The organism is Streptomyces sp. NPDC043685 (assembly GCF_056436585.1).
The window spans coordinates 357,130-378,385 of sequence record NZ_JBWKCH010000003.1; the positions used below are offsets into that span (position 1 = coordinate 357,130).

General features: G+C 71.6%; 15 protein-coding genes. 7 read left to right on the forward strand and 8 right to left on the reverse strand.

The annotated features are described in order from the left end of the window. Positions 1–215 precede the first annotated feature (215 nt). Complete coding sequence (ligD, locus tag AC0665_RS10830) at positions 216–1,244, forward strand: non-homologous end-joining DNA ligase (RefSeq protein WP_478508851.1); 1,029 nt, start codon at positions 216–218, stop codon at positions 1,242–1,244. On the opposite strand, the gene AC0665_RS10835 is transcribed toward ligD, so the two are convergent. Together AC0665_RS10835 and AC0665_RS10840 are read right to left on the reverse strand one after the other, a co-directional pair. Further along, positions 1,231–3,372 carry an OmpL47-type beta-barrel domain-containing protein gene (locus tag AC0665_RS10835; RefSeq protein ID WP_478705033.1) on the reverse strand — a complete coding sequence of 714 codons (2,142 nt, stop codon included), beginning with the start codon at positions 3,370–3,372 and terminating at the stop codon, positions 1,231–1,233. The two genes, ligD and AC0665_RS10835, sit on opposite strands and share 14 nt — an antisense overlap. Positions 3,373–3,428: 56 nt before the next feature. Then, on the reverse strand, positions 3,429–5,909 hold the full coding sequence (locus tag AC0665_RS10840; protein ID WP_478704840.1) for a ThuA domain-containing protein: 2,481 nt from the start codon (positions 5,907–5,909) through the stop codon (positions 3,429–3,431). Positions 5,910–6,098: 189 nt separating this feature from the next. Between AC0665_RS10840 and AC0665_RS10845 the strand changes: the two genes are divergently transcribed. Continuing rightward, a complete protein-coding gene (locus AC0665_RS10845; RefSeq protein WP_478704841.1) occupies positions 6,099–7,076 on the forward strand; it encodes a multicopper oxidase domain-containing protein in 978 nt (325 codons plus the stop codon). 96 nt (positions 7,077–7,172) lie between these two features. Continuing rightward, a complete protein-coding gene (locus AC0665_RS10850; RefSeq protein ID WP_478704842.1) occupies positions 7,173–8,210 on the forward strand; it encodes a LacI family DNA-binding transcriptional regulator in 1,038 nt (345 codons plus the stop codon). Between the two features lie 253 nt (positions 8,211–8,463). On the opposite strand, the gene AC0665_RS10855 is transcribed toward AC0665_RS10850, so the two are convergent. Next, complete coding sequence (locus tag AC0665_RS10855; protein ID WP_478704843.1) at positions 8,464–9,249, reverse strand: VOC family protein; 786 nt, start codon at positions 9,247–9,249, stop codon at positions 8,464–8,466. Positions 9,250–9,470: 221 nt separating this feature from the next. On the opposite strand from AC0665_RS10855, the gene AC0665_RS10860 reads away from it, so the two are divergent. Beyond that, positions 9,471–9,716 (forward strand): WhiB family transcriptional regulator, encoded by a 246-nt coding sequence (locus tag AC0665_RS10860; protein WP_468403932.1) that lies wholly within the window; start codon positions 9,471–9,473, stop codon positions 9,714–9,716. 129 nt (positions 9,717–9,845) lie between these two features. Here the strand turns inward: AC0665_RS10860 and AC0665_RS10865 are convergent, their stop codons facing one another. The 3 genes from AC0665_RS10865 to AC0665_RS10875 form a co-directional block, all read right to left on the reverse strand. Further along, the gene (locus AC0665_RS10865) at positions 9,846–10,817 is read right to left on the reverse strand and encodes an acyl-ACP desaturase (protein ID WP_468403934.1); all 972 of its coding nucleotides are present in this window, start codon (positions 10,815–10,817) and stop codon (positions 9,846–9,848) included. A gap of 191 nt (positions 10,818–11,008) precedes the next feature. Continuing rightward, the gene (ddaH, locus tag AC0665_RS10870) at positions 11,009–11,785 is read right to left on the reverse strand and encodes a dimethylargininase (RefSeq protein WP_468403936.1); all 777 of its coding nucleotides are present in this window, start codon (positions 11,783–11,785) and stop codon (positions 11,009–11,011) included. A gap of 288 nt (positions 11,786–12,073) precedes the next feature. Next, the gene (locus AC0665_RS10875; RefSeq protein ID WP_478704844.1) at positions 12,074–14,455 is read right to left on the reverse strand and encodes an Orn/Lys/Arg family decarboxylase; all 2,382 of its coding nucleotides are present in this window, start codon (positions 14,453–14,455) and stop codon (positions 12,074–12,076) included. A gap of 285 nt (positions 14,456–14,740) precedes the next feature. On the opposite strand from AC0665_RS10875, the gene AC0665_RS10880 reads away from it, so the two are divergent. Next, a complete protein-coding gene (locus tag AC0665_RS10880) occupies positions 14,741–15,118 on the forward strand; it encodes a hypothetical protein (RefSeq protein WP_468632420.1) in 378 nt (125 codons plus the stop codon). Positions 15,119–15,149: 31 nt separating this feature from the next. Beyond that, entirely contained in the window at positions 15,150–16,346 is a 1,197-nt protein-coding gene (locus AC0665_RS10885) for an ABC transporter substrate-binding protein (protein WP_478704845.1), read from the forward strand. On the opposite strand, the gene AC0665_RS10890 is transcribed toward AC0665_RS10885, so the two are convergent. Together AC0665_RS10890 and AC0665_RS10895 are read right to left on the reverse strand one after the other, a co-directional pair. After that, complete coding sequence (locus tag AC0665_RS10890) at positions 16,330–18,618, reverse strand: ATP-binding cassette domain-containing protein (RefSeq protein WP_478704846.1); 2,289 nt, start codon at positions 18,616–18,618, stop codon at positions 16,330–16,332. The two genes, AC0665_RS10885 and AC0665_RS10890, sit on opposite strands and share 17 nt — an antisense overlap. Positions 18,619–18,628: 10 nt before the next feature. Next, positions 18,629–20,254 (reverse strand): ABC-F family ATP-binding cassette domain-containing protein, encoded by a 1,626-nt coding sequence (locus AC0665_RS10895; RefSeq protein WP_478508845.1) that lies wholly within the window; start codon positions 20,252–20,254, stop codon positions 18,629–18,631. A 304-nt stretch (positions 20,255–20,558) separates the two neighbouring features. Between AC0665_RS10895 and AC0665_RS10900 the strand changes: the two genes are divergently transcribed. After that, entirely contained in the window at positions 20,559–21,218 is a 660-nt protein-coding gene (locus tag AC0665_RS10900; RefSeq protein WP_478704847.1) for a GOLPH3/VPS74 family protein, read from the forward strand. Positions 21,219–21,256 lie beyond the last annotated feature (38 nt).

Genomic DNA, 21,256 nt, shown 5'->3' on the forward strand with positions numbered 1-21,256 from the left:
GTTCTGCCAGGTCGCTGCGCGGCCGGGCTCATCGCCTTCCCGGTCGACGGCAAGCAGCGGCCCGAGCGTCTCGTCTACGAGCCTGAATCCGGTGACCCCACAGAGTGGGCGATTCCGAAGGCATAGCGATCGGCGGACCTGAGTGTCGGTTCCGCGCCGGATCCCACCCCGTGCCCGATGTGCGAGGTATGCGGGCTGCGCCTACCGTGGCTCGCATGGGTGACGCGGTGGAACTGGAGGTCGGCGGCCGGACCGTGCGGCTGTCCAGCCCGGACAAGGTCTTCTTTCCCGAGCGCGGTTTCACCAAGCTCGACCTCGCCCGCTACTACATCGCCGTCGGACCCGGCATCCTGCGCGCCCTGCGGGACCGGCCGACCACCCTGGAGCGCTACCCGGAGGGCGTGAGCGGGGAGAACTTCTTCCAGAAGCGGGCGCCGAAGAACATGCCCGACTGGATCCCGACCGCGCACATCACCTTCCCCAGCGGCCGCAGCGCCGACGAGATGTGCCCCACCGAGGTCGGCGCGGTGGTGTGGGCCGCCCAGTTCGGTACGCTCACCTTCCACCCCTGGCCGGTCCGCCGCGACGACGTCGACCGCCCCGACGAACTGCGCATCGACCTCGACCCGCAGCCCGGCACCGACTACGACGACGCCGCCCGCGCCGCCCACGAACTGCGGGCGGTGCTCGACGAGTTCGGCGGACTGCGCGGCTTCCCCAAGACCTCCGGCGGCCGGGGCCTGCACGTGTTCGTGCCCATCGAACCGCGCTGGAGCTTCACCCAGGTGCGGCGCGCCGCCATCGCCGTCGGCCGGGAGATGGAACGCCGGATGCCGGAGCAGGTCACCATCAAGTGGTGGAAGGAGGAACGCGGCGAGCGGATCTTCATCGACTACAACCAGACGGCCCGCGACCGCACGATCGCCTCCGCCTACTCGGTGCGCCCCCGCCCGCACGCCCCCGTCTCCGCACCCCTGCGCTGGGAGGAGGTCGGCGTCGCCCACCCGCAGGACTTCGACCTCGCGACCATGCCCGCGCGCTTCGCCGAACTCGGCGATGTGCACGCGGACATGGACGACCACCGTTACTCGCTGGAGGCCCTGCTCGACCTCGCCCGCCGCGACGAGCACGACCACGGTCTTGGCGACCTGCCGTACCCGCCCGAGTATCCGAAGATGCCGGGGGAACCCAGACGGGTACAGCCGAGCAGGGCCCGCAAACAGGCGCCTCCTACAGCTCCTTGATCCGGATGTCGCGGTACGAGACCACGTCCGTCGTGCCGTGCACCTGGAGCCCGATGTAGCCGGAGGCGAAGCGCCGCCCGCCCGTGCCCGGGTCGTCGGCGCGCGGGGGAGTGAACTCCTGGCCGCCGGTGTTGTCGAACTCGTTGATCAGCACGCCGTTGCGGAAGACCGAGTAGTGCTGGCCCTCCACCCGGATCTCGTAGTCGTTCCAGGTGCCCTTCTGCGTCACGCCCGCGCCGGCCAGACCCACGCGGTCGAAACCGTAGATCGACCCGGTCTTGTACATGTCGCCGTCGGGCCGGTCGAACACCTGCACCTCATGCCCGTACTTGATGGCGACCCACTCGGGCCGGGACTCCTCCGGGTGGTCGTGAACCCACGGGAAGCGCACGAACACACCGGAGTTGGCGTTGCCGGTGCCGGGCACGTCGTCACGCCACTGGAGCTTGAGCGAGAAGTCGCCGTACTTGCGCTGCGGGAACCACAGCATGCCCATGCCGGGGGTGGTGGTGCCGGAGGTGATCGTCCCGTCCGCGTTCAGCCCGAACGAACCGCCGCCCACCTGCTGCCACTTGGCGAGGGACTCGGCCGTGCCGTCGAAGAGCGCACGGTAGCCCTCGGTCTGCCCGGGCTTGCCGATGCCCGACTGCCGGGCCGCCTTGCGGATCGCGTCGTACTCGCGCTGGTCGATCACGCCTTCCTTCAGCAGCGCGTCGAGGACGGACGTGACGTGCTTGAGGAACAGCGCGTGGGACGTCCACTCCTTCTCGTCCTCGATCAGCTCGCCGATCCGGCACCGGTTGTCGGTCACCCGGTTGCGCACCCCGGAGTCGACCGTGCCGACGATCACCGTCAGCCGCTCGTCGTACTCGGGGCAGTCGGGCGCCGGGACCTGCCCGGAGACGACCGTGAAGGACACCGTGCGGGCCGCCGCGGTGTTGCCGGCCTTGTCCGTGGCCCGGTAGGCCACGGTGTGCGCACCGGCCCGGTCGACGACCACCGGCGCCGTGTAGGCGAGGTACGGCCCGCCGTCGAGCGAGTACTCGATCCTGTCGACGCCCGAGCCGTGCGCGTCGGTCGCCGTGACGGTCACCCGGGCGCTGTTGACGTACGCTCCCGCGGAGTTCTTCGTGCCCTCCACGCTCACGCCCGTCACCGGCGGGGTGGTGTCCTGCGGCGGCGCCGCGACGACGGTGAACCGCACGCTCTTGTCCGCCGCGACGTTGCCCGCCTTGTCGGTGGCGCGGTAGCGGACGGTGTGCTCGCCCGCCTGGTGCACCATCACGGGCGCGGTGTACGGCTGCCAGGCCCCGGAGCCGATCGCGTACTCGATGGTGTTGACCCCGGAACCGGTGTCTGAGGCGGAGACGGTGACCGTCGCCATGTCGATGTACGCGCCGTCCGCGTCGCGTTCACCGCTGACGGTCGCCGAGGTCTCCGGTGCGGTGCTGTCGTCCGACGGGGGCGCCACCACCGTGAACGCGGTGCTCTTCTCGGCGGAGACGTTCCCCGCCTTGTCGAACGCCCGGTAGCGCACCGTGTGATCACCGACCCGGTCGACCACGACCGGCGCGGTGTACGGCTGCCAGACACCGGTGTCCCCGAGTGCGTACTCGATTCTGTCCACACCGGAACCGCCCTCGTCGGTGGCGTGCAGCGCCACGCTCGCGGAGCCCACGTACTGGCCCTGCGTGTTCCGCGTGCCGCTCACGTGCGCGGACGCGTCGGGCGCGGTGGTGTCCTCGCCGGTGCCCTCGGTCACCGTCAGGATGCCCTGCATCTGGCCGTGGCCGGGGATCGTGCAGTGGTAGAAGTACCGGCCGGGCGTGAGCGTGACCTGGGCGGTGTGCTTGCCGCCCTGGGCGTCGTTGGGGTTGGCCAGGATGTTGAGCTGCACATCGCTGTTGAACTCGGGATCGCTGGTCACGAACGTCAGCGTGTGCGGCATGCCCGTGGTGTTGCCGGTGGCCGCGCTGTTCTCGAACACGATCGTGGCCGTGCCGGCGACCGCCGTCTTCGGCGCCGAGAGGTACTTGTCGATGTCGTTCCCGGCCGTCCAGGTGAGCACCTGTTCGGCGGCCGGCGCCCCGGGCTGCCCGGCCGCGGGCATCGCCTGCACGCCGAGCATCACCAGCAGGGCGGCCAGCAGGGCGGCCCAGATCCTTCGGTGCCGTGGATGCCGTGTCACTCGGTCCCCCTCGCCAGCAGACCGGCGGCCGGGGTCGGCCCGCCGCCCTTGTAGGTGACCCGCCACAGGGCCGACTTGGAGTCCGAGGTGAAGAAGCCGCGCCCGTAGTCGAGGACGTACAGCGCGCCGTCCGGACCGAACTTCCAGTCCATCAGGTTCCTGATGCCGTCGTTGCCGACCGGCACGATCTTCTTCAGTGACTCCGAGTGCACCGGCAGACCGCCGTCGCCCTGCGTCTTCGGGTCCATGATCACCGCGTTGCGCGGCTGGTCGGCGTCGTAGAAGTCACCGACGAACCACTTTCCGTCCCAGTACGCCGGCCACTTCACGGCACTGTCGGCCGCGGCCTTGTCATACCGGTAGACGGGGCCGTTCATCGCCGCCTGTCCGCCACCCTTGAGCCAGGGCAGCTTGTAGGTGGCCTCCTCCGCCTTGTACGACGGGACGCCGTTCGCGTCGCGCGGATAGTCCGGGGCGCCGCCCGAGGGCGAGTACCAGATGTTGTTGCCCGTCACCGGCGGCAAATTGACCAGGCCGTCGTTGTTCGGCGACTCGTTCTTCGGGTGGTCGCAGTCGTACCAGCCCAGCGGCTTGGACGGATCCGGCAGATTGCGGTCCCGGTAGGGCTGCTTGTTGCCCATGCAGTACGGCCAGCCGCGGTTGCCCGCCTCGGTGATGGCGGCGAACGTGTCGTACTTGGCCGGACCCCAGGTCGTCGAGGGAGCGCTCGCGTCCGGTCCGACCCAGCCCGCGTAGAGCACGTCGGTCGACGTGTCGACGAAGATGCGCGCGGGGTTGCGGACACCCATCACATAGATCTCGCCGCGCGTCTTGCCGCCGCCCTCGTCGCTCTCCTTGCCGGTGAAGAGGTTGTCCTCGGGCAGCGTGTACGTGCCGTCCGGCTCCGGGTGGATGCGCAGGATCTTGCCGTTGAGGTTGTTGGTGTTGCCCGCGGTGCGGCGCGCGTCCGCGAAGGACACGCCCTTGTAGTTCGGCTCCGGGTTGTTGCCGGAGTAACCGCCACTGAAGCCACTGGAGTTGTTGTCACCGGTGGCGATGTACAGGTTGCCCTGGGAATCCCAGGTCATCCCGCCGCCCGCGTGGCAGCAACTGTGAATCTGCACCGGCCACTTCAGCAGCACCTTCTCGCTGGACAGGTCCAGCTTGTTCGTGGCCTGGTCGAGCGTGAAGCGGGAGACGCGCCGCTCGGCCATCCGCGTCTCGCGGTTGATCCGCTCGTGCGGCGTGTAGTGCAGGTACACCCACCCGTTCTGCGCGAACTTCGGGTCCAGCTCGATGCCGAGCAGTCCCTCCTCGACCTTGACCAGCTCGTCGCCGCCGCCCTTGTTGCCGAAGACGGTGAGCGCACCGGCGAGCGTGACCTGCTTGGTCCTCGGGTCCCAGACGTGGATCTCGCCCCTGCCCTTGCCGATGTCGGGGTTGTTCCAGTCGGTGATCACAGGCTGCGAGGAGTCGGCACCGCCTCGGCCGATGGAGAAGACCCGGCCGTCGGGCGCGGTGACCAGCCCGTGCGGCTCGCCGATCTGGTCGTTCTGCCCGGGCTGGTTGGGCTTGGTCAGCCGCTCCGCCGCGTAGTTGGCGGTGATGGTCGCCTTGCAGTCGGCCTGCTCCAGCCGGGTCGTCCACATCAGGGCACCGCGCAGATGGTCGCGGAAGTCGGCCTCGTCGTACGACGACACCGTGCCGCCCATGCCCGTGTAGAAGGAACGGCCGCCGTCGTAGTCCCGGCACCAACTGACCGGATGGTCCCAGCCGTTGGAACCGGTGCCCGGCCGGTACGTCGACTCGCGCACCCGCGCCACGGTGTGCACCGCGCCCGAGGGGTTCTTCACCCAGTTCAGCCACTGGTCCGGGCGTTTCCACTGCACGGGCAGGTCCTTGGTGGCGGGGTGCCGGCGGTCGCCCACCTCCACGGTCGCACGCTGCACGGCCGTCGGGCTCGACGCGGCCGGGCGGGCACCCACCAGGCCGGTGAACCAGTCCGAGTACGGCTCCGCGCGCGCCGCGTCATGGATGCCGACGAACCCACCGCCGGCCTCCATGTACGCCTCGAGACCCGCCTCCTGCTCCGCGTCGAGGACGTCGCCCCCGCCGGTCAGGAAGACGATCGCGTTGAAGCGGCCGAGCCTCGTCCCGTCCGTGAACACCGAGGGGTCGTCGGTGGCCTGGACCTTGAAGCGGCGGTTCGCCGGGCCCGACAGGCCGATGTCCTCGATGGCCTCGATCCCGGCGTTCACGACCGGCGGCTCCTCCCCGGCCGCCGCCGAACCGTGGAAGATCAGCACCCGTACGTTCGCGCCGCCCGGCGGCGACTTGATCGACATCGTTGTCAGCGGGGGCTCGGGGAAAGGGCGGGCACTCGCGGCCGGACCCGACAGCAGCCCGGCGGTCACGACCCCGGCGGCGACGGACGCCGCCCAGACGCGTCTTTCCTTGCTCAACCCTCGTAAGTGCATGGGCACCTCCTCGGTCACAGCGACACCGCCAAGGAAGCTAGACCCCTTTGCATGTCCCGCCAATACCTATGACCGTGATGCCACCAACTTTGTCTTGACTGTGGATAAACGGAAGCGCGGCCGGTACCGTCGCACAGGTTCATCACAGGTACGCCTCCGTCAAAGCCTTACCAGGGTGGGGAGTTCCGCATGGACAGACGCAGCTTCAACCGGCGGGTCCTGCTGGGCGGCGCGGCCGTCGCGACCTCGCTGTCCGTGGCACCGGAGGCCGTGAGCGCCGCCGGACCCGCGAGGACGGCGCCCGCCGGGGGCGAGGTGAAGCGCATCAAGCTCTACGCCGAGAAGCTCCCCGACGGGCAGATGGGCTACGGCCTGGAGAAGGGCAAGGCGAGCGTCCCGGGCCCGCTGATCGAGCTCAACGAGGGCGACACGCTGCACGTCGAGTTCGAGAACACCATGGACGTGGACGTGAGCCTGCACGTCCACGGCCTGGACTACGAGATCACCAGCGACGGCACGAAACTCAACCGCAGTCATGTCGAGCCGGGCGGCACCCGCACCTACACCTGGCGCACCCACGCCCCCGGCCGCCGGGGGGACGGCACCTGGCGGTCGGGCAGCGCCGGCTACTGGCACTACCACGATCACGTCGTCGGCACCGAACACGGCACCGTGGGGCTCCAGAAGGGCCTCTTCGGCGCGGTCATCGTCCGCCGCAAGGGCGACGTCCTGCCGGACCGGACGCACACGGTCGTCTTCAACGACATGCGCATCAACAACAAGCCACCGCACTCCGGGCCGGACTTCGAGGCCACGGTGGGGGATCGCGTCGAATTCGTCGTGATCACGCACGGCGAGTTCTACCACACCTTCCATATGCACGGTCACCGCTGGGCGGACAACCGCACCGGCATGCTGACCGGCCCCGACGACCCCAGTCAGGTCATCGACAACAAGATCACCGGCCCGGCCGACTCGTTCGGCTTCCAGGTGATCGCGGGGGAGGGGGTCGGCGCCGGGGCGTGGATGTACCACTGCCACGTCCAGAGCCACTCCGACATGGGGATGGTGGGGTTGTTCCTGGTGAAGAAGCCGGACGGGACGATCCCCGGGTACGAGCCGCACCAGCACGGGCAGGAACCGCCGAGCGGCGGACACGAGCACTGAGGGGCGGCCGCGCTCCGCGGCGCGCGCGAGAGCGCTCTCACCACGTGGCGTGACCGGGGCTATCCTGATCCGCAGCCGCAGGTGAGGAGCCCCGAAGTGACCGACACAGCGCCGCGCCCCACCCTGGAGGCCGTGGCCGCCCGGGCCGGGGTCTCGCGGGCCACCGTGTCCCGCGTGGTCAACGGTGGGGACGGGGTGCGGGACGTCCTCGTGGAGCGGGTCCGCAAGGCCGTGGACGAGCTCGGTTACGTGCCCAACCAGGCCGCCCGCTCCCTGGTCACCAGGCGGCACGACGCGATCGCGGTCGTCGTCGCCGAACCGGAGACCCGGGTCTTCGCCGACCCGTTCTTCGCGCTCCAGCTGCGCGGCATCAGCAAGGAGCTCACCGCCCACGACAACCAGCTCGTGCTGCTGCTCACGGAGGGCCGGGACGACCACGCCCGGGTCGGCCGGTACCTCGCCGGCGGACATGTCGACGGGGCACTCGTCTTCTCCCTGCACCTCGACGACCCGCTGCCGGAGCTGATTCAGCGGGCCGGGATTCCCACCGTCTTCGGCGGGCGGCCCGGCTGGAGCGGCGACCGGCGGGCGGTGGTCTACGTCGACAGCGACAACCGCGGCGGCGCCCGCGACGCCGTCCGCCACCTGGCCGGCCTCGGCCGCACCCGGATCGCGCACCTCACCGGCGCCCTCGACCAGACCTCCGCCGCGGACCGCCTCGACGGCTACCGGGACGTCATGGTGGACGCCGACCCGCGGCTGATCGCCGAGGCCGACTTCACGCCGGCCGGCGGCGAACGGGCGATGCGCGAGCTCCTGGAGCGCTGCCCGGACGTCGACGCGGTGTTCGCCGCCAACGACCTCATGGCCTCCGGGGCCCTGCGCGTGCTGCGCGCATCCGGCCGCCGGGTCCCCGACGACGTCGCCGTGATCGGCTTCGACGACATGCTGCCCGTCGCGGAGCAGACCGACCCGCCGCTCACGACGGTCCGTCAGGACATCGAGGAGATGGGCCGTCTGATGGCCCGCCTGCTGCTGCGCGGCCTGGACCGGGGCGCTCCGAGCGAGGGCGTCGGGGCGCCGCAGTCGAGCGTGGTGCTGCCGACGACGCTGGTGCGGCGGGGCTCCGCCTAGGGCCTGTCGTTTGGAACACGCCGGCGTCGCGGGGCGTGGCACGCACATCTGCGGCGTTGTCGTCGGTTGTCAACTCCCCCACGCTCGGCTGCGCTCGCGCGGGAGGGACCCCCATCGCGTTGACGCCCTCCTCCGCCTTGCATCTGCACGCACCACGCCCCGCTCGGGTCGGCCGAAAGGCGCAGTCACTCTCGGCCGGCTTGATCCAAACGACAGGCCCTAGAGGGTCGGGCCGAGGCGTGGGGTGCCGGCGTCAGTCCTGCCGCGGCTCGCTGCGGATCACCGCGAAGCGGGCGCCGTACGGGTCACGGAGCTTGGCCAGGCGGCCGACGGAGGGGACGTCCGTCGCGGGCAGGCGGACGGTGCCGCCCAGTTCCCGCGCCCGGGCGACCGTGACGTCCGGGTCGGTGACCTCGAAGTACGGCAGCCAGTACGCCTCCTCCTCGCCCGGGGCGTCGGCCAGGGGCACCACACCGCCGAACATGGCGTCCTCGCTCTCCCCGGCGGGATGGAAGGTGGTGTACGTGCCGCCCGCGAAGTCCGCGCCGAAGGTCTCCAGGCCGAGCACCGAGTGGTAGAAGGCCGCCGAGGCCGGGACGTCCACCGTGTACAGCTCGACCCAGCACAGCGAGCCGGGCTCCTGGACGACCTCCAGGCCCTTGTTGCTCCCCGGCTGCCACAGAGCGAACGGCACCCCGGCCCGGTCGGCGAGGATCGCCATCCGGCCCAGGTCCTGGACGTCCATCGGCCGCACCGTCACCGAGCCCCGCGCCTGCTCGGCGGCCCGGGCCGTGGCGTCCGCGTCCGATGTCCGGAAGTACACCGTCCAGGAGGGCGGGCCCTGCTCCGGCGTGGTCCGCATGCCCCCGGCGGCCGTCCTGCCGTCCAGCCGGAAGAGGCCGTACCCGCCGACCTCCGGGCCACCCGGCTGGAACCGCCAGCCGAACAGCTCGCCGTAGAAGGACGCCGCGCCGTCGATGTCGGGGGTACCGAGGTCGATCCAGTTCGGAGAGCCGGTGACGTAACGGGTGGTGAGCATCGTCCACTCCTCGCACAGGGTCCCGTTGCCTGCACTGCCGAGTCTGGCACCGCCCGGTGCCGGCCGCCGCCCGGGCGCGGCCGGGGCGAGGGTGTCCGCCGGTTCCCCGCGCCGCCGTGCACCGCCCCCCGGCGGGCGGCCGTCGAGCGGCCGGGGCCGGTGAACGCGCTGTTGATCTCGCGTTGATCGGACGTTTTTCGCCGCCCGCAACGCTTCCGGTCATGCACATCGACACGATCACCCCGCCCGAACCCACCTGGCAGCAGGAGGCGTTGTGCGCGCAGACCGGAGCCGACTTCTTCTTCCCCGAGCCGGGCAGTTCGGTGCGGGAGGCGAAGCGGATCTGCGGTATGTGCCCGATCCGCACGGCCTGCCTCGAGTACGCGCTGGACCACGACGAGCGTTTTGGGGTCTGGGGCGGCCTGTCGGAGAAGGAGCGGCTGGAACTGCGGCGGCTGTCCCGGTGACCGCGCCCCCCGAATCCGGCTCGCCCCGCCCGGACTTCGCCCGGGCGCCGCAGGCCGTCGTCCGGTACGGCACAGGGCCCCGGCCGCTCGTGGCGGCCGGGGCCCTGTGGCCCCGCGTACGGGGCGGCGTCAGGCGCGTGCCGCCATGCGCGCCTTGCGGGCGGCCAGCTTCTCGTCGAACTTCGACGCCTCGGCGTCCAGACCGCCCATGAACAGGCCGAGCTCCTCCTGCGCCTTGCGGCCCTCGGGGCCCAGGCCGTCGATCTCCATGATCTTCAGGAAGCGCAGCACGGGCTGGAGCACGTCGTCGTGGTGGATGCGGATGTTGTAGACCTCGCCGATCGCCATCTGCGCGGCGGCCCGCTCGAAGCCGGGGATGCCGTGGCCGGGCATCCGGAAGTTCACGACCACGTCCCGCACGGCCTGCATCGTCAGGTCGGGGGCGAGCTCGAAGGCGGCCCGCAGCAGGTTCCGGTAGAACACCATGTGCAGGTTCTCGTCGGTCGCGATGCGCGACAGCATGCGGTCGCAGACCGGGTCGCCGGACTGGTGGCCGGTGTTGCGGTGCGAGATACGGGTCGCGAGCTCCTGGAAGGCGACGTAGGCAACCGAGTGCAGCATCGAGTGCCGGTTGTCCGACTCGAAGCCCTCGCTCATGTGGGACATCCGGAACTGCTCCAGCTTGTCCGGGTCCACCGCGCGCGAGGTGAGCAGGTAGTCACGCATCACGATGCCGTGCCGGCCCTCCTCCGCGGTCCAGCGGTGCACCCAGGTGCCCCAGGCGCCGTCGCGGCCGAACAGCGAGGCGATCTCGTGGTGGTAGCTGGGCAGGTTGTCCTCGGTCAGGAGGTTGACCACCAGCGCGATGCGGCCGATCTCGGTGACCTTGGACTGCTCCTTCTCCCACGCCTCGCCGTCCTCGAAGAGGCCGGGGAAGTTGCGCCCGTCGCTCCAGGGCACGTACTCGTGCGGCATCCAGTCCTTGGCGACCTGCAAATGCCGGTTGAGCTCCTTCTCGACCACTTCCTCCAGTGCGTACAGCAGCTGAGCGTCGGTCCAGGTGCCGGCGGGGCTGCCGAGAGGGGGAGTGGTGATCGTCATGGACTCTCCAGGGGGACATGCGTACGAGCGGTGATCAGTAACCTACGGCATCGTAGGCTACGTTCCCGTAGGTTACGAAGCCGTAGATTAAGGGCGCCGTAAAGGCTCGCTGATCAGCGAGGATCACCCGGACGCGCGTCAGCTCTGCGGACCCGCAGGCCGGGACACCGGAGAGCGGGCCGCACGTCCGGTCAGACGTACAGCTCCCGCAGCCGGACCGAGAGGCACGTCACACATCCCTCGAGCTTCTCGAACTCGCTGATGTCCACGACGACCGGTTCGTACCCGAGGTCGGCGAACAGCTCGGCGGTCTTCGGCGCGCTCGCCGCCATCAGCAGCTTGGCGCCGCCGAGCAGCACGACGTGCGCCCCGGCCTCCTCCGGCACCGGCAGGAAGCGCTCGAACAGCGACGGCGCGTCCATCTTGGGGATGTGCCCGATGACCGTGCCGTCCGGCAGCGCCGTCACCGCCGACTTCAGGTGCAGGACCTTGCTCACCGGCACGGCGACGACGCGCGCGCCGAGCGGCTCGAACGCGGCACGCAGCTGCTGGACACCGGCGGCGTTGGTACGGCCGCCGCGGCCCACGTAGACCGTGTCACCGATCTTCAGGACGTCCCCGCCGTCCAGCGTGCCCGGCTCCCAGATCCAGTTCACCGAGCAGCCCAGACCGGCCACGGCCTCCTCGACACCGGCGGTCTCCGCACGCCGGGAGTCCGCCCCCGGGCGCGCGATCAGGGCGACGTTCTTGTACATCACGACCGTGTCCTCGACGAACACCGAGTCCGGGCAGTCGTCGGCCGGGTCCACCTCGATCGTCTCCCAGCCGTGCGTGCGCAGTGCCTCCACGTACGCCTCCCACTGCTCGGCGGCGAGGCCGGCGTCGGCCTGCTCCCGCTCGATGTGCGTCACCAGCCCTTCGGCGAGACGCGGGCTGGGGCGGCGGACCAGGGCCTTCTTGCTGGGCACGAGGGTGACTCCGTATGGGATGGGACGTGTCGGGACCGCACCGACAGGAACCTCCGGGGTCGACCGGAACCCATCGGGCATCGGCCGACCATCATGCAGGGCGAACGGGGGAGAGGACAGCCCCGGGAGGCGCGGAGGGGGTGGAGGCTGATCCACCGCCCGCCAGGTACCCCGCCCACGTCCTCTCGAACTCACCCCACCGGCCGGGCCCGTCCCACCCGCCTCGCGACACCGGCGTCACCCCACCGGCCCGTCCCGCCTCCGGCAACCTCGGCCCCGGCCCCGCCGTCACACCACCGACCCGGCCCCCTCCACCCCCCGCCGCTGTGCCGGCGTCACCGTACCGGCGACCGTCTCCTCCTGCCCGGCCGGACGCAGGCACTCGATCAGGTAGTCCCCGGTGTCGGGGTCGCGGGTCACGCCGTGGGTCTCGCTGCCGAAGCCGGGGAAGCGGCGGTCGAAGGACTCCAGGGCGCCGAGGTAGCGCAGCAGGGGGCCGTCCGCCTCGCCGACGCTCTCGCCCGGCATGAGGACCGGGATGCCGGGCGGCGTCACCGTGACCATCGCGGCGGCGGTCCGGCCCGGCGCGTCCGCCAGGCGGATCCGTTCCGTGCCGCCGCGGATCAGGCGCTGGTAACACGCCTGGGGCGGGGCGACGGGCTCCGGGAGCTGCTGGAAGGCGGTGTCGAGGAGTTCGACCAGACGCGCCCGCCGCAGATGGTCGTGCATCCCCTGGCACAGCTCGCGCAGCGTCAGCCCGGCGTACCGCCGGGGGTGTTCCGCGACCAGCGCGGGCAGCACACGGTCGAGCGGGGTGTCGCCGTCGTAGAGGTCCTTGAAGTCCATCAGGGCGTCCAGCAGGGTGCCCCACTTGCCCTTGGTGATGCCCATGGAGAACAGCACGAGGGTCGTGTAGCTGTCGGTCTTCTCCACGACGATGCCACGCGTCGTCAGATAGGCGGTCAGCACCCGCGCCGGGATGCCCCGGTCGGACATCACCCCGGTCGCGTCGAGCCCCGGGCAGGTCAGGGTGACCTTGATCGGGTCGAGCATGCAGTAGCCGTCGGTCAGCCCGGGGAAGCCGTGCCAGTCCGCGCCGGGCGTGAGGTGCCAGCAGGACGGCTCGGTCCGCAGCAGGTCCGCCGGCGCCTCGTCGAAGGGCACACGCTCCCCGCTCGCGGGGTCCGTCACCTCGGCCGGCTGCCACACCCCGAAGAACCAGGGCGGCCGGTCCCCGGCCGCTTCGATGCGGCGCCCGATGCGCACCATCTCCTGCCGGAACCGGACCGCCTCGGTCACCGCCTCGTCGACGAGCCACTGCCCCTGCGGGCCGTCCATCATCGCCGTGGCCACGTCCAGCGACGCGATCATCGGGTACAGCGGCGACGTGGTGCCGTGCATCATCAGTGCCTCGTTGAACCGGTCGTGCTCCACCGGCGCCCGTGGCGCGGGCCGGACGTGCACCATGGCGCCCTGCGACAGCGCCGCCAGCAGCTTGTGGGTGGACTGGGTCGCGAAGACCGTCGGCCGGTCCGGTCCGGGGAAGCTCTCCTCGTCCACCGACATGCCGTAGCGCCCGGCGTAGAGCGGATGGAAGCGGGCGTACGCGAACCACGCCTCGTCGAAGTGCAGCCGGGGCGTGCCGTCGGCGAACGCCCGGGCGGCCGCCACGGCGTCGTAGCACAGCCCGTCGTAGGTGGAGTTGGTGAACACGGCGTACTGGGCGCGCGCGGACACGGCGTCCGCCGTCAGCGGGTTCGCGGCGATCCGGGCAGCCACCGAGTCCGCCGCGATCTCGGCCGGCGGCAGGGGCCCGGCGAGACCGTAGCCGTTGCGGGTGGGCACCAGATACACCGGTCGCGCGCCGGAGACGACCAGGCCGTGCAGCACGGACTTGTGGCAGTTGCGGTCCACCAGGGCGATCTCGTCACGGGTCACGCTGAAGTGGCCGACCAGCCGGTTGCAGGTGGAGTCGCCGTGCAGCACGAAGTACGTGTGCGCGGAGCCGAAGACCCGTGCGGCGTTGCGCTCCGCCTCGCCGATCGGGCCGGTGTGCTCGAACAGCGAGCCGAGTTCCTCCACCGAGATCGACAGGTCGCTGCGCAGCAGCCGCTCACCGAAGTAGTCGTGGAACGCCCGGCCCACCGGAGACTTGAGGAAAGCGACGCCCCCGGAGTGCGCCGGGGTGTGCCACGAGTACTCGTGCGCGTCGTCGAAGCGCCGCAGCGCCTTGAAGAAGGGCGGGAGCAGCGCGTCCAGGTAGCCGCGCGCGGCGGTGGTGATCCGCCCGGCGATGAACGACGGTGTGTCCTCCAGCGGCCACACATAGCCCACCACCGACTGGGACACCCAGAGCGGAAGCTCGCACAGCCCCTCGTCGGCCATGACCAGGAACACCGGCAGGTTCTGGAACCTGCGCCCGATCCGGCGCAGCACCGCCGCCCCGCCCGGCGCGTCCCCGGCGGCGGGGGGAAGGTCCCAGGCGACCACCGCGGCGGCCAGACCGGCCTCGGTCCTGAGCACCGCCTCGGCGTCGGCGACGCCCACCACCCACCGCACCTGTAAGCCGCGCGCCCGGATCCCCTCGGCGATGCGCGCCAGCTGCCCCGCGGCGGCGCCCTCGTCCTCCGGCCGCTCCGCCACCGCCACCAGAACCGTGCCCTCGGCCATGCCGCCCCCCTCGTCGGTGGCCCGCGCCACCCCTTCCTCCAGTGTTCGCGGGCCCCCGGGCGAGACCGGCCGGCGTCCGGTCAAACCACCCCATCGATGCATGGCGCGGTCCGCCGCCTTGACGTGTCAACGACGGTGCGCCCGGCATCCCGTAGGAGGAGCCGATCAACCGTCTTGCAGATGATTCACCGCACCGGGACCGTGCCGATCTTCCGGCCCGTCGTTAGGCGTAGTGCTCCCGGCCGGTACGGCCGGGACCGACCCGACGGAAGGAAACCGAAAGAGATGTACGGCGCGCGGCGTATCGCGGTGACGGCCTCGATCGTGGGGATGCTCATGGCTGTTCCGGCCGGCATGGTGACCGCCCATGCCGCAGACGGCGACGCGGGGGCGGGCGGGGTGCTGTCCAACCTCTCCGGCCGGAACTCCTCCGGACACGCCAACCTCTGCGGGACGGGCAAGGTGGCGCTCTTCAAGGAGCGCACCTGTGTGGCCGAGGACGACGGCAGGGGCGGCGGAGACCAGGCGGGCCCCAGCGGCGGTGTCCTGTCCAACCTGCTCTTCGCCCGCAACGCCTCGGGCCACAGCAACAACTGCGGCAACGAGACCGTCGCGGTGTTCAGCAGGACCACCTGCGTCACCGCGGACCGCTCCGGCCACTGACCGCACCGCTACAGCCCGGAGAGGGGCCGTCATGTCGTCGTCCTCCCTGTGCGTGGGCGTGGTGGCCCCTCTGACGGGCCGACTGGCCCCTCTCGGGTCACCGCTGTCGTACGTGCTGCGCAGGCTCGCGCCCCGCCTGGCGCACCTGCGCGGCGGCGCGCGCCGCCGTGACGTGAACGTCGTCGTGCGGGACAGCCGGTCGGATCCCGACGCGGCCCGGCAGGCCGTGCGGGAGCTGGCCGGACCCGACGGCGCGCACATCGTGATCACCATGGCCGGCACCCGGGTCCTGCCCGCCGTCACCGCGGCCTGCGAGGAGCTGCGGGTGCCCTGTGTGTCGACCACGTTCCCCTGGCAGGCGTGCCTCCACACACGCGGCGCCGGGCCCGGGCACCGCTTCCGGTGGACGTACCACTTCGCGTGGGGGCTGGACGACATCGCCGCCGTCTTCGCGGACCTGTGGGAGCTGGCCGGCGGCGGGGGCGCCGTCGGGTGCCTCTGGAACGACGACCTCCAGGGCTCCCTGCTGCGTCACGACCGCCACGGCTTCGCCCCGGTGACGTCCCCGCGCGGGCACACCCTGGTCGACCTCGGCGCCTACGGCGAACCGGCCGGCGGCTTCCAGGCGCAGGTCGGGCGGATGCGGGAGCAAGGCGTCGACCTGGTCACCAGCGCCGCCACCGCCACCGACCTCGCCCTCTTCCACCGCCAGGCCCGTGAGGCGGGGGTGCGTCCGCGGCTGATCACCTGCTCGCGCTGGCTGACCTACCCCCACACCCACACCACCCCAGCCCCCGCCGTCCACGACGAACTGGCCGACGCCCGGGTGGCCACCCTCGTCTACTGGAGCCCCGGCCACCCCTACCGCTCAGGCCTGGACGGCACCTCGTGCGCCGAGCTCGCCCGCGCCTACCGTCGGGACACCGGCGCCGCCTGGCTCCAGCCGCTGGGGCTGGCCCACGCCCTGGTGGAGACGGCCCACCACGCCCTCACCACCGCGGACGACCCCACCGACCGGGCGTCCGTCGCGCGAGCCCTCGCCGGCACCCGCCTCGACACCATCGCCGGACACCTCGACTGGACGCGCGGGCCCACGCCCGGGATCGCCCTCCTCCCGCTGGTCGGCGGACAGTGGCACCCCGGCCCGCAAGGCCCCCGACTCGCCGTCGTCAGCAACAGCGCCCACCCGGACGTACCGCTGACCGGGGAGCTCACACCGGCCCGGTGACCTCCGAGCGGACCGCCCGTCGCAGATGCTCCCCTGTGAAGGACCCCTGGGTTTCCAGGAGTTGCCGCGGGGTTCCCTCGAAGACGATCTCGCCGCCGTCCCGGCCGCCGTCCGGGCCGAGGTCGATCACCCAGTCGGCCCGGGCGATCACGTCGAGGTTGTGCTCGACGACGACGACCGTGTTGCCCGAGTCGACCAGCCGGTCGAGCAGCGCGACAAGGCCCTCCACGTCCGCCATGTGCAGGCCGGTCGTCGGTTCGTCGAGCACGTAGACCGCTCCGGTGCGGTGCAGCCGGGTGGCGAGCTTGATGCGCTGCCGTTCACCGCCGGAGAGCGTGGAGAGCGGCTGCCCGAGCGTGAGATAGGTGAGGCCGACGTCCCGCAGCGCGTCCAGCCGGCGCCGTACGCCCGTGTCGTCGAAGAAGCCGAGTGCCTGCTCGGCGGTCATCTCCAGGACGTCGGCGACGGAACGGCCCCGCACGGTCAGCCGCAGCACCTCCTCCTTGAAACGCCGCCCCTCGCAGGCGTGGCAGGTCGTCGTCACCGGGTCCATGAAGGCCAGGTCGGTGTAGAGGATGCCCCGGCCCTCACACGTGCCGCACGCCCCGCCGGAGTTGAAGCTGAACAGGCCCGCCTCGGTCCCCGTCTCGCGGGCGAAGATCTTGCGGACCGTGTCCATGATCCCCAGGTACGTCGCCGGGGTGGAGCGGCCCGAGATGCCGATGGACGACTGGTCGACGACCACGGCCTCGTCGTGGGCGGCGGCGAACTCCCCGGCCAGGGTGCTCTTACCGGACCCGGCGACCCCGGTCACCGCCGTGAGCACACCGGCCGGGAACCGTACGGTCAGGTCCCGCAGGTTGTGCCGGTCGGCGCCCTTGACCCACAGCTCCCCGGTCGGCCGGCGCACCTGGTCCTTCACCGCCGTACGGGTGCGCAGGCAGCGCCCGGTGAGGGTGCCCGACCCGGCCAGCTCCCGGGGCGTCCCCTCGAACACCACGGTGCCGCCCCCGGCGCCGGCGCCCGGCCCCATGTCGACGACGTGATCGGCCAGCGCGATCACGTCCGGGTCGTGCTCGACCACCAGCACGGTGTTGCCCTTGTCGCGCAGCCGCAGCAGCAGGTCGCCGAGACGGCCCACGTCACGCGGGTGGAGTCCGACGCTCGGCTCGTCGAAGACGTACGTCATCCCGGTCAGGCTGGAGCCGAGATGCCGCACCGTCTTCAACCGCTGCCCCTCCCCGCCGCTGAGCGTGGCCGTCTCCCGGTCGAGGCTGAGGTAGCCGAGGCCGATCGCCTCGATGCGCTCCAGCGCGGCGACGGCGGCCGAGGCGATCGGCCCGGCCACCGGGTCGTCGATCTCCTTCAGCACGGTGATCAGGTCCGTGACCTGCATCCGGGTGCAGTCGGCGATCGACAGGCCGTTGATCCGGGTCGCGAGCGCCGCCGCGTTCAGACGGGCCCCACGGCAGACCGGGCAGGAGCCCTCCACCAGGAACGCGCGGACCAGGTCGCGGGTCTTCTGGCTCATGGCCGAGAGGTCCCGCTTCAGATACAGCCGCTCGAAGCGGACGGCCAGCCCCTCGTACTCGGTGGTCCAGGTGCCGCCGCTGCCCTTGACGGTGACCGTGCTGCCGGGCCGCCCGCGCATCAGGAACTCCCGCTCGGCGGCGGTGAACCGCCCCACCGGCTTGTGCGGGTCGAGATCGGTGCTGTTGGTGTAGGTCTGCCCCTGCCAGGTGCCGGCGGCGAACGGCGGGAAGCGGACCGCACCGTCGGCGAGGGAGCGGTCGGGGTCCAGGATGCGGTCCCAGTCCGGGCGGACCGTGCGCCCGAGGCCGTCGCACTCGGGGCACATGCCCGACGGGTCGTTGAACGAATACGCCGTCGCGGGTCCGGCGCTGGGGCTGCCGTACCGGGAGAACAGCACCCGGATCACCGAGTAGACGTCCGTCATGGTGCCCACGGTCGACCGGGAGTGCCCGCCGACCTGCCGCTGGTCCACGACGATGACGGGCGTGAGGTGCTCCAGGCCGTCCGCGTGCGGCCGTTCGAACTTGGGCAGCCGGTTGCGGACGAACCAGGGGTACGTCTCGTTCAGCTGGCGCTGCGACTCCACCGCGATCGTGTCGAAGACGACGGACGACTTCCCCGACCCCGAAACGCCGGTGAACACGGTCAGCCGGCCTTTCGGGATACGCAGGGTGACGTCCTTGAGGTTGTTCTCGCGAGCTCCGGTCAGGGTGATGGCATCGTGCGTGAAGTCGGTCATGCCGACGACGCTAGAAGGAAAACCGGACAGCCTCTGGCGTGATTTCCTTCAGTTCTCCCTCCTCCAGCAGCAGCCAGCGGGTGATGCCGACCGACTCCAGGAACGGCAGGTCGTGGCTGGCCACGATCAGCGCTCCCTCGTACGACTCCAGTGCCGTGGTGAGCTGCCGGACACTGGCCATGTCGAGGTTGTTGGTCGGCTCGTCCAGCATGAGCAGCTGCGGTGCGGGCTCGGCCAGCATCAGCGCGGCCAGCGCCGCGCGGAAGCGCTCGCCGCCGGACAGCGTCGCCGCCTGCTGGTCGGCCCGGGCGCCCCGGAACAGGAAGCGCGCCAGCCGCGCCCGGATCCGGTTGTTGGTGGCGTCCGGCGCGAACCGGGCCACGTTCTCGGCGACGGTCAGCTCCCCGTCCAGGACGTCGAGCCGCTGCGGCAGGAATCGCAGCGGGACGTGCGCCCGCACCTCGCCCGACTCCGGCGCGAGCTCCCCGCTGATCGTGCGCAGCAGCGTCGTCTTGCCCGCGCCGTTGCGCCCGATCAGCGCGACCCGCTCCGGTCCCCGCAGCTCGAAGCCGCCCTGGACCCGGGCGCCGTACCGGAGCCCCAGATCCTGGAGGGTGAGGACGGTACGCCCCGGCGGCACGGCCGTGTACGGCAGGTCGACGCGGATCTCGTCGTCGTCCCGTACGGCCTCCACCGCGTCGTCGAGCCGCTCCCTGGCCTCGGCGAGTTTCTCCTCGTGCATGATGCGGTGCTTGCCGGCGGACTCCTGCGCCGCCCGCTTGCGCGCCCCCATGACGATCTTGGGCTCGCGCTTGCTGTCCCACATCTTCTGCCCGTACCGCTTGCGGCGTGCCAGTTTGACCTGGGCGTCGGCCAGTTCGCGCTTCTGTTTGCGGAAGTCGGACTCCGCCACGCGCACCATGCGCTCGGCCGCCTCCTGTTCGACCTCCAGGGCCTCCTCGTATGCGGAGTAGTTGCCGCCGTACCAGGTGATCGAACCGGAGCGCAGATCGGCGATCTGGTCGACGAGGTCCAGCAGTTCACGGTCGTGGCTGACGACGATCATCACGCCCGGCCAGGACTGGACGGCCGTGTACAGCCGTCTGCGGGCGTACAGGTCGAGGTTGTTGGTCGGCTCGTCCAGCAGCAGCACGTCGGGGCGGCGCAGGAGCAGCGCTGCCAGCCGCAGCAGGACGGACTCGCCTCCGGACACCTCGCCGACGGTGCGGTCCAGGTCGACATGGCCCAGGCCCAGTTCACCGAGGGTGGCCAGGGCGCGCTCCTCGACGTCCCAGTCGTCGCCGACGGTCTCGAAGTGCGCTTCGCCGACGTCACCGGACTCGATGGCGTGCAGGGCGGCGCGGCGGTCGGCGATGCCGAGGGCCTCGTCGACGCGCAGGGTGGTGTCGAGCGTGACGTTCTGCGGCAGGTATCCGACCTCGCCGGCCACCCGGACGGTGCCGTCGACCGGTGCGAGCGCACCGGCGATCAGCTTCAACAGGGTGGACTTTCCCGACCCGTTGACGCCGACCAGGCCGGTGCGGCCGGGGCCGAACGCGACATCCAGGTCCTCGAAGACGGGGGTGCCGTCGGGCCAGGTGAACGAGAGGGAGGTGACAGTGATGGAACCGGACATGGGGGCCTCGCTCGCGGTTGCTCGAAGCGGTCAGGGGCACACGCGTGTCGAGACACCTGCGACCAGGGGAGGCTCCATGGCACACCACGGGCATGAAAAACGCCCCGTACCGGAGGACGGCTCGAACGCCGAGGTCGCACGCAGCGCACACACCGGTGGTGTGTGACGCGGTGTCTCAGGACCTCAGACGAGCAACGTCCTACTCCAATCGGCGGCAACAGAGGCGTTCTACACCGTAGGAGGGCGCCCTGAGCCTGTCAACGCATTAAGCGCGACGCGACATCCCCGCCCCGAGGAGGCCCCCGTGCCCAACGGCCCGCTCACGCTGCCGGCCCGGCTCTGTCTGCTGGCGTGGGACCCCGCCCGGCGGGCGACCGGCGGCACCGCCCACCGGCCGGACCTGGTGCGGGCCGGTGCCCTCGTCGAGCTGGCCCAGCGCGGCCTGCTGACCGACGAGGACGGCATCGCCACGCCGGTCGACCTGGACACGAGCGCGGGCGACGCGGTGCTCGACGGACTGCTGGAGCTCGTCCGCGAGTCACGCCCGCACCCCTGGCGGACCTGGGTGACGCTGCGGGCGCGGGTGACCTTCGACGCCGTGCGGGAGCAGCTGGTGGCACAGGGGTTCCTGCGGGCGGAGAAGCGCCGGGTGCTCGGGGTGTTCCCGACCGTGGAGTACGCGCTGGAGCGGCCCGCCGCCGTCGAGGCGCTGCGGGAGGAGGTGCTGGAGATCCTCCGGGGCCGGGCCGTCGACGTCTTCGAGCGCGAGGCGGCGGTCACCGCGCTCGCCGCCGCCGGGGGGCTGCTGCCGGACCGGGACGTGCGCGACCACGAGCGGTGGGCCGAGGACCTGCTCGAACGCGCTGGGGCCGCCGACCCCGGGTCCGGGAGGGCGCTGCGGGAGGTGAGCGCGGCGGTGACGAGGAGGACCAGGGCAGCCCCCGCGCCGACGGCAGGAGGCTGAGCCCGCCCCGCCCGATGAGGGCGTCGTGCGCACGGGGC

What these genes read in the sequence shown, in the direction of transcription:
- ligD (WP_478508851.1), top strand. Translation starts at nt 216, where the DNA reads ATGGGTGACGCGGTGGAACTGGAGGTCGGCGGCCGGACCGTGCGGCTG.
- AC0665_RS10835 (WP_478705033.1), bottom strand. Translation starts at nt 3,372, where the DNA reads ATGCTCGGCGTGCAGGCGATGCCCGCGGCCGGGCAGCCCGGGGCGCCG.
- AC0665_RS10840 (WP_478704840.1), bottom strand. Translation starts at nt 5,909, where the DNA reads ATGCACTTACGAGGGTTGAGCAAGGAAAGACGCGTCTGGGCGGCGTCC.
- AC0665_RS10845 (WP_478704841.1), top strand. Translation starts at nt 6,099, where the DNA reads ATGGACAGACGCAGCTTCAACCGGCGGGTCCTGCTGGGCGGCGCGGCC.
- AC0665_RS10855 (WP_478704843.1), bottom strand. Translation starts at nt 9,249, where the DNA reads ATGCTCACCACCCGTTACGTCACCGGCTCTCCGAACTGGATCGACCTC.
- AC0665_RS10860 (WP_468403932.1), top strand. Translation starts at nt 9,471, where the DNA reads ATGCACATCGACACGATCACCCCGCCCGAACCCACCTGGCAGCAGGAG.
- AC0665_RS10865 (WP_468403934.1), bottom strand. Translation starts at nt 10,817, where the DNA reads ATGACGATCACCACTCCCCCTCTCGGCAGCCCCGCCGGCACCTGGACC.
- AC0665_RS10875 (WP_478704844.1), bottom strand. Translation starts at nt 14,455, where the DNA reads ATGGCCGAGGGCACGGTTCTGGTGGCGGTGGCGGAGCGGCCGGAGGAC.
- AC0665_RS10880 (WP_468632420.1), top strand. Translation starts at nt 14,741, where the DNA reads ATGTACGGCGCGCGGCGTATCGCGGTGACGGCCTCGATCGTGGGGATG.
- AC0665_RS10885 (WP_478704845.1), top strand. Translation starts at nt 15,150, where the DNA reads ATGTCGTCGTCCTCCCTGTGCGTGGGCGTGGTGGCCCCTCTGACGGGC.
- AC0665_RS10890 (WP_478704846.1), bottom strand. Translation starts at nt 18,618, where the DNA reads ATGACCGACTTCACGCACGATGCCATCACCCTGACCGGAGCTCGCGAG.
- AC0665_RS10895 (WP_478508845.1), bottom strand. Translation starts at nt 20,254, where the DNA reads ATGTCCGGTTCCATCACTGTCACCTCCCTCTCGTTCACCTGGCCCGAC.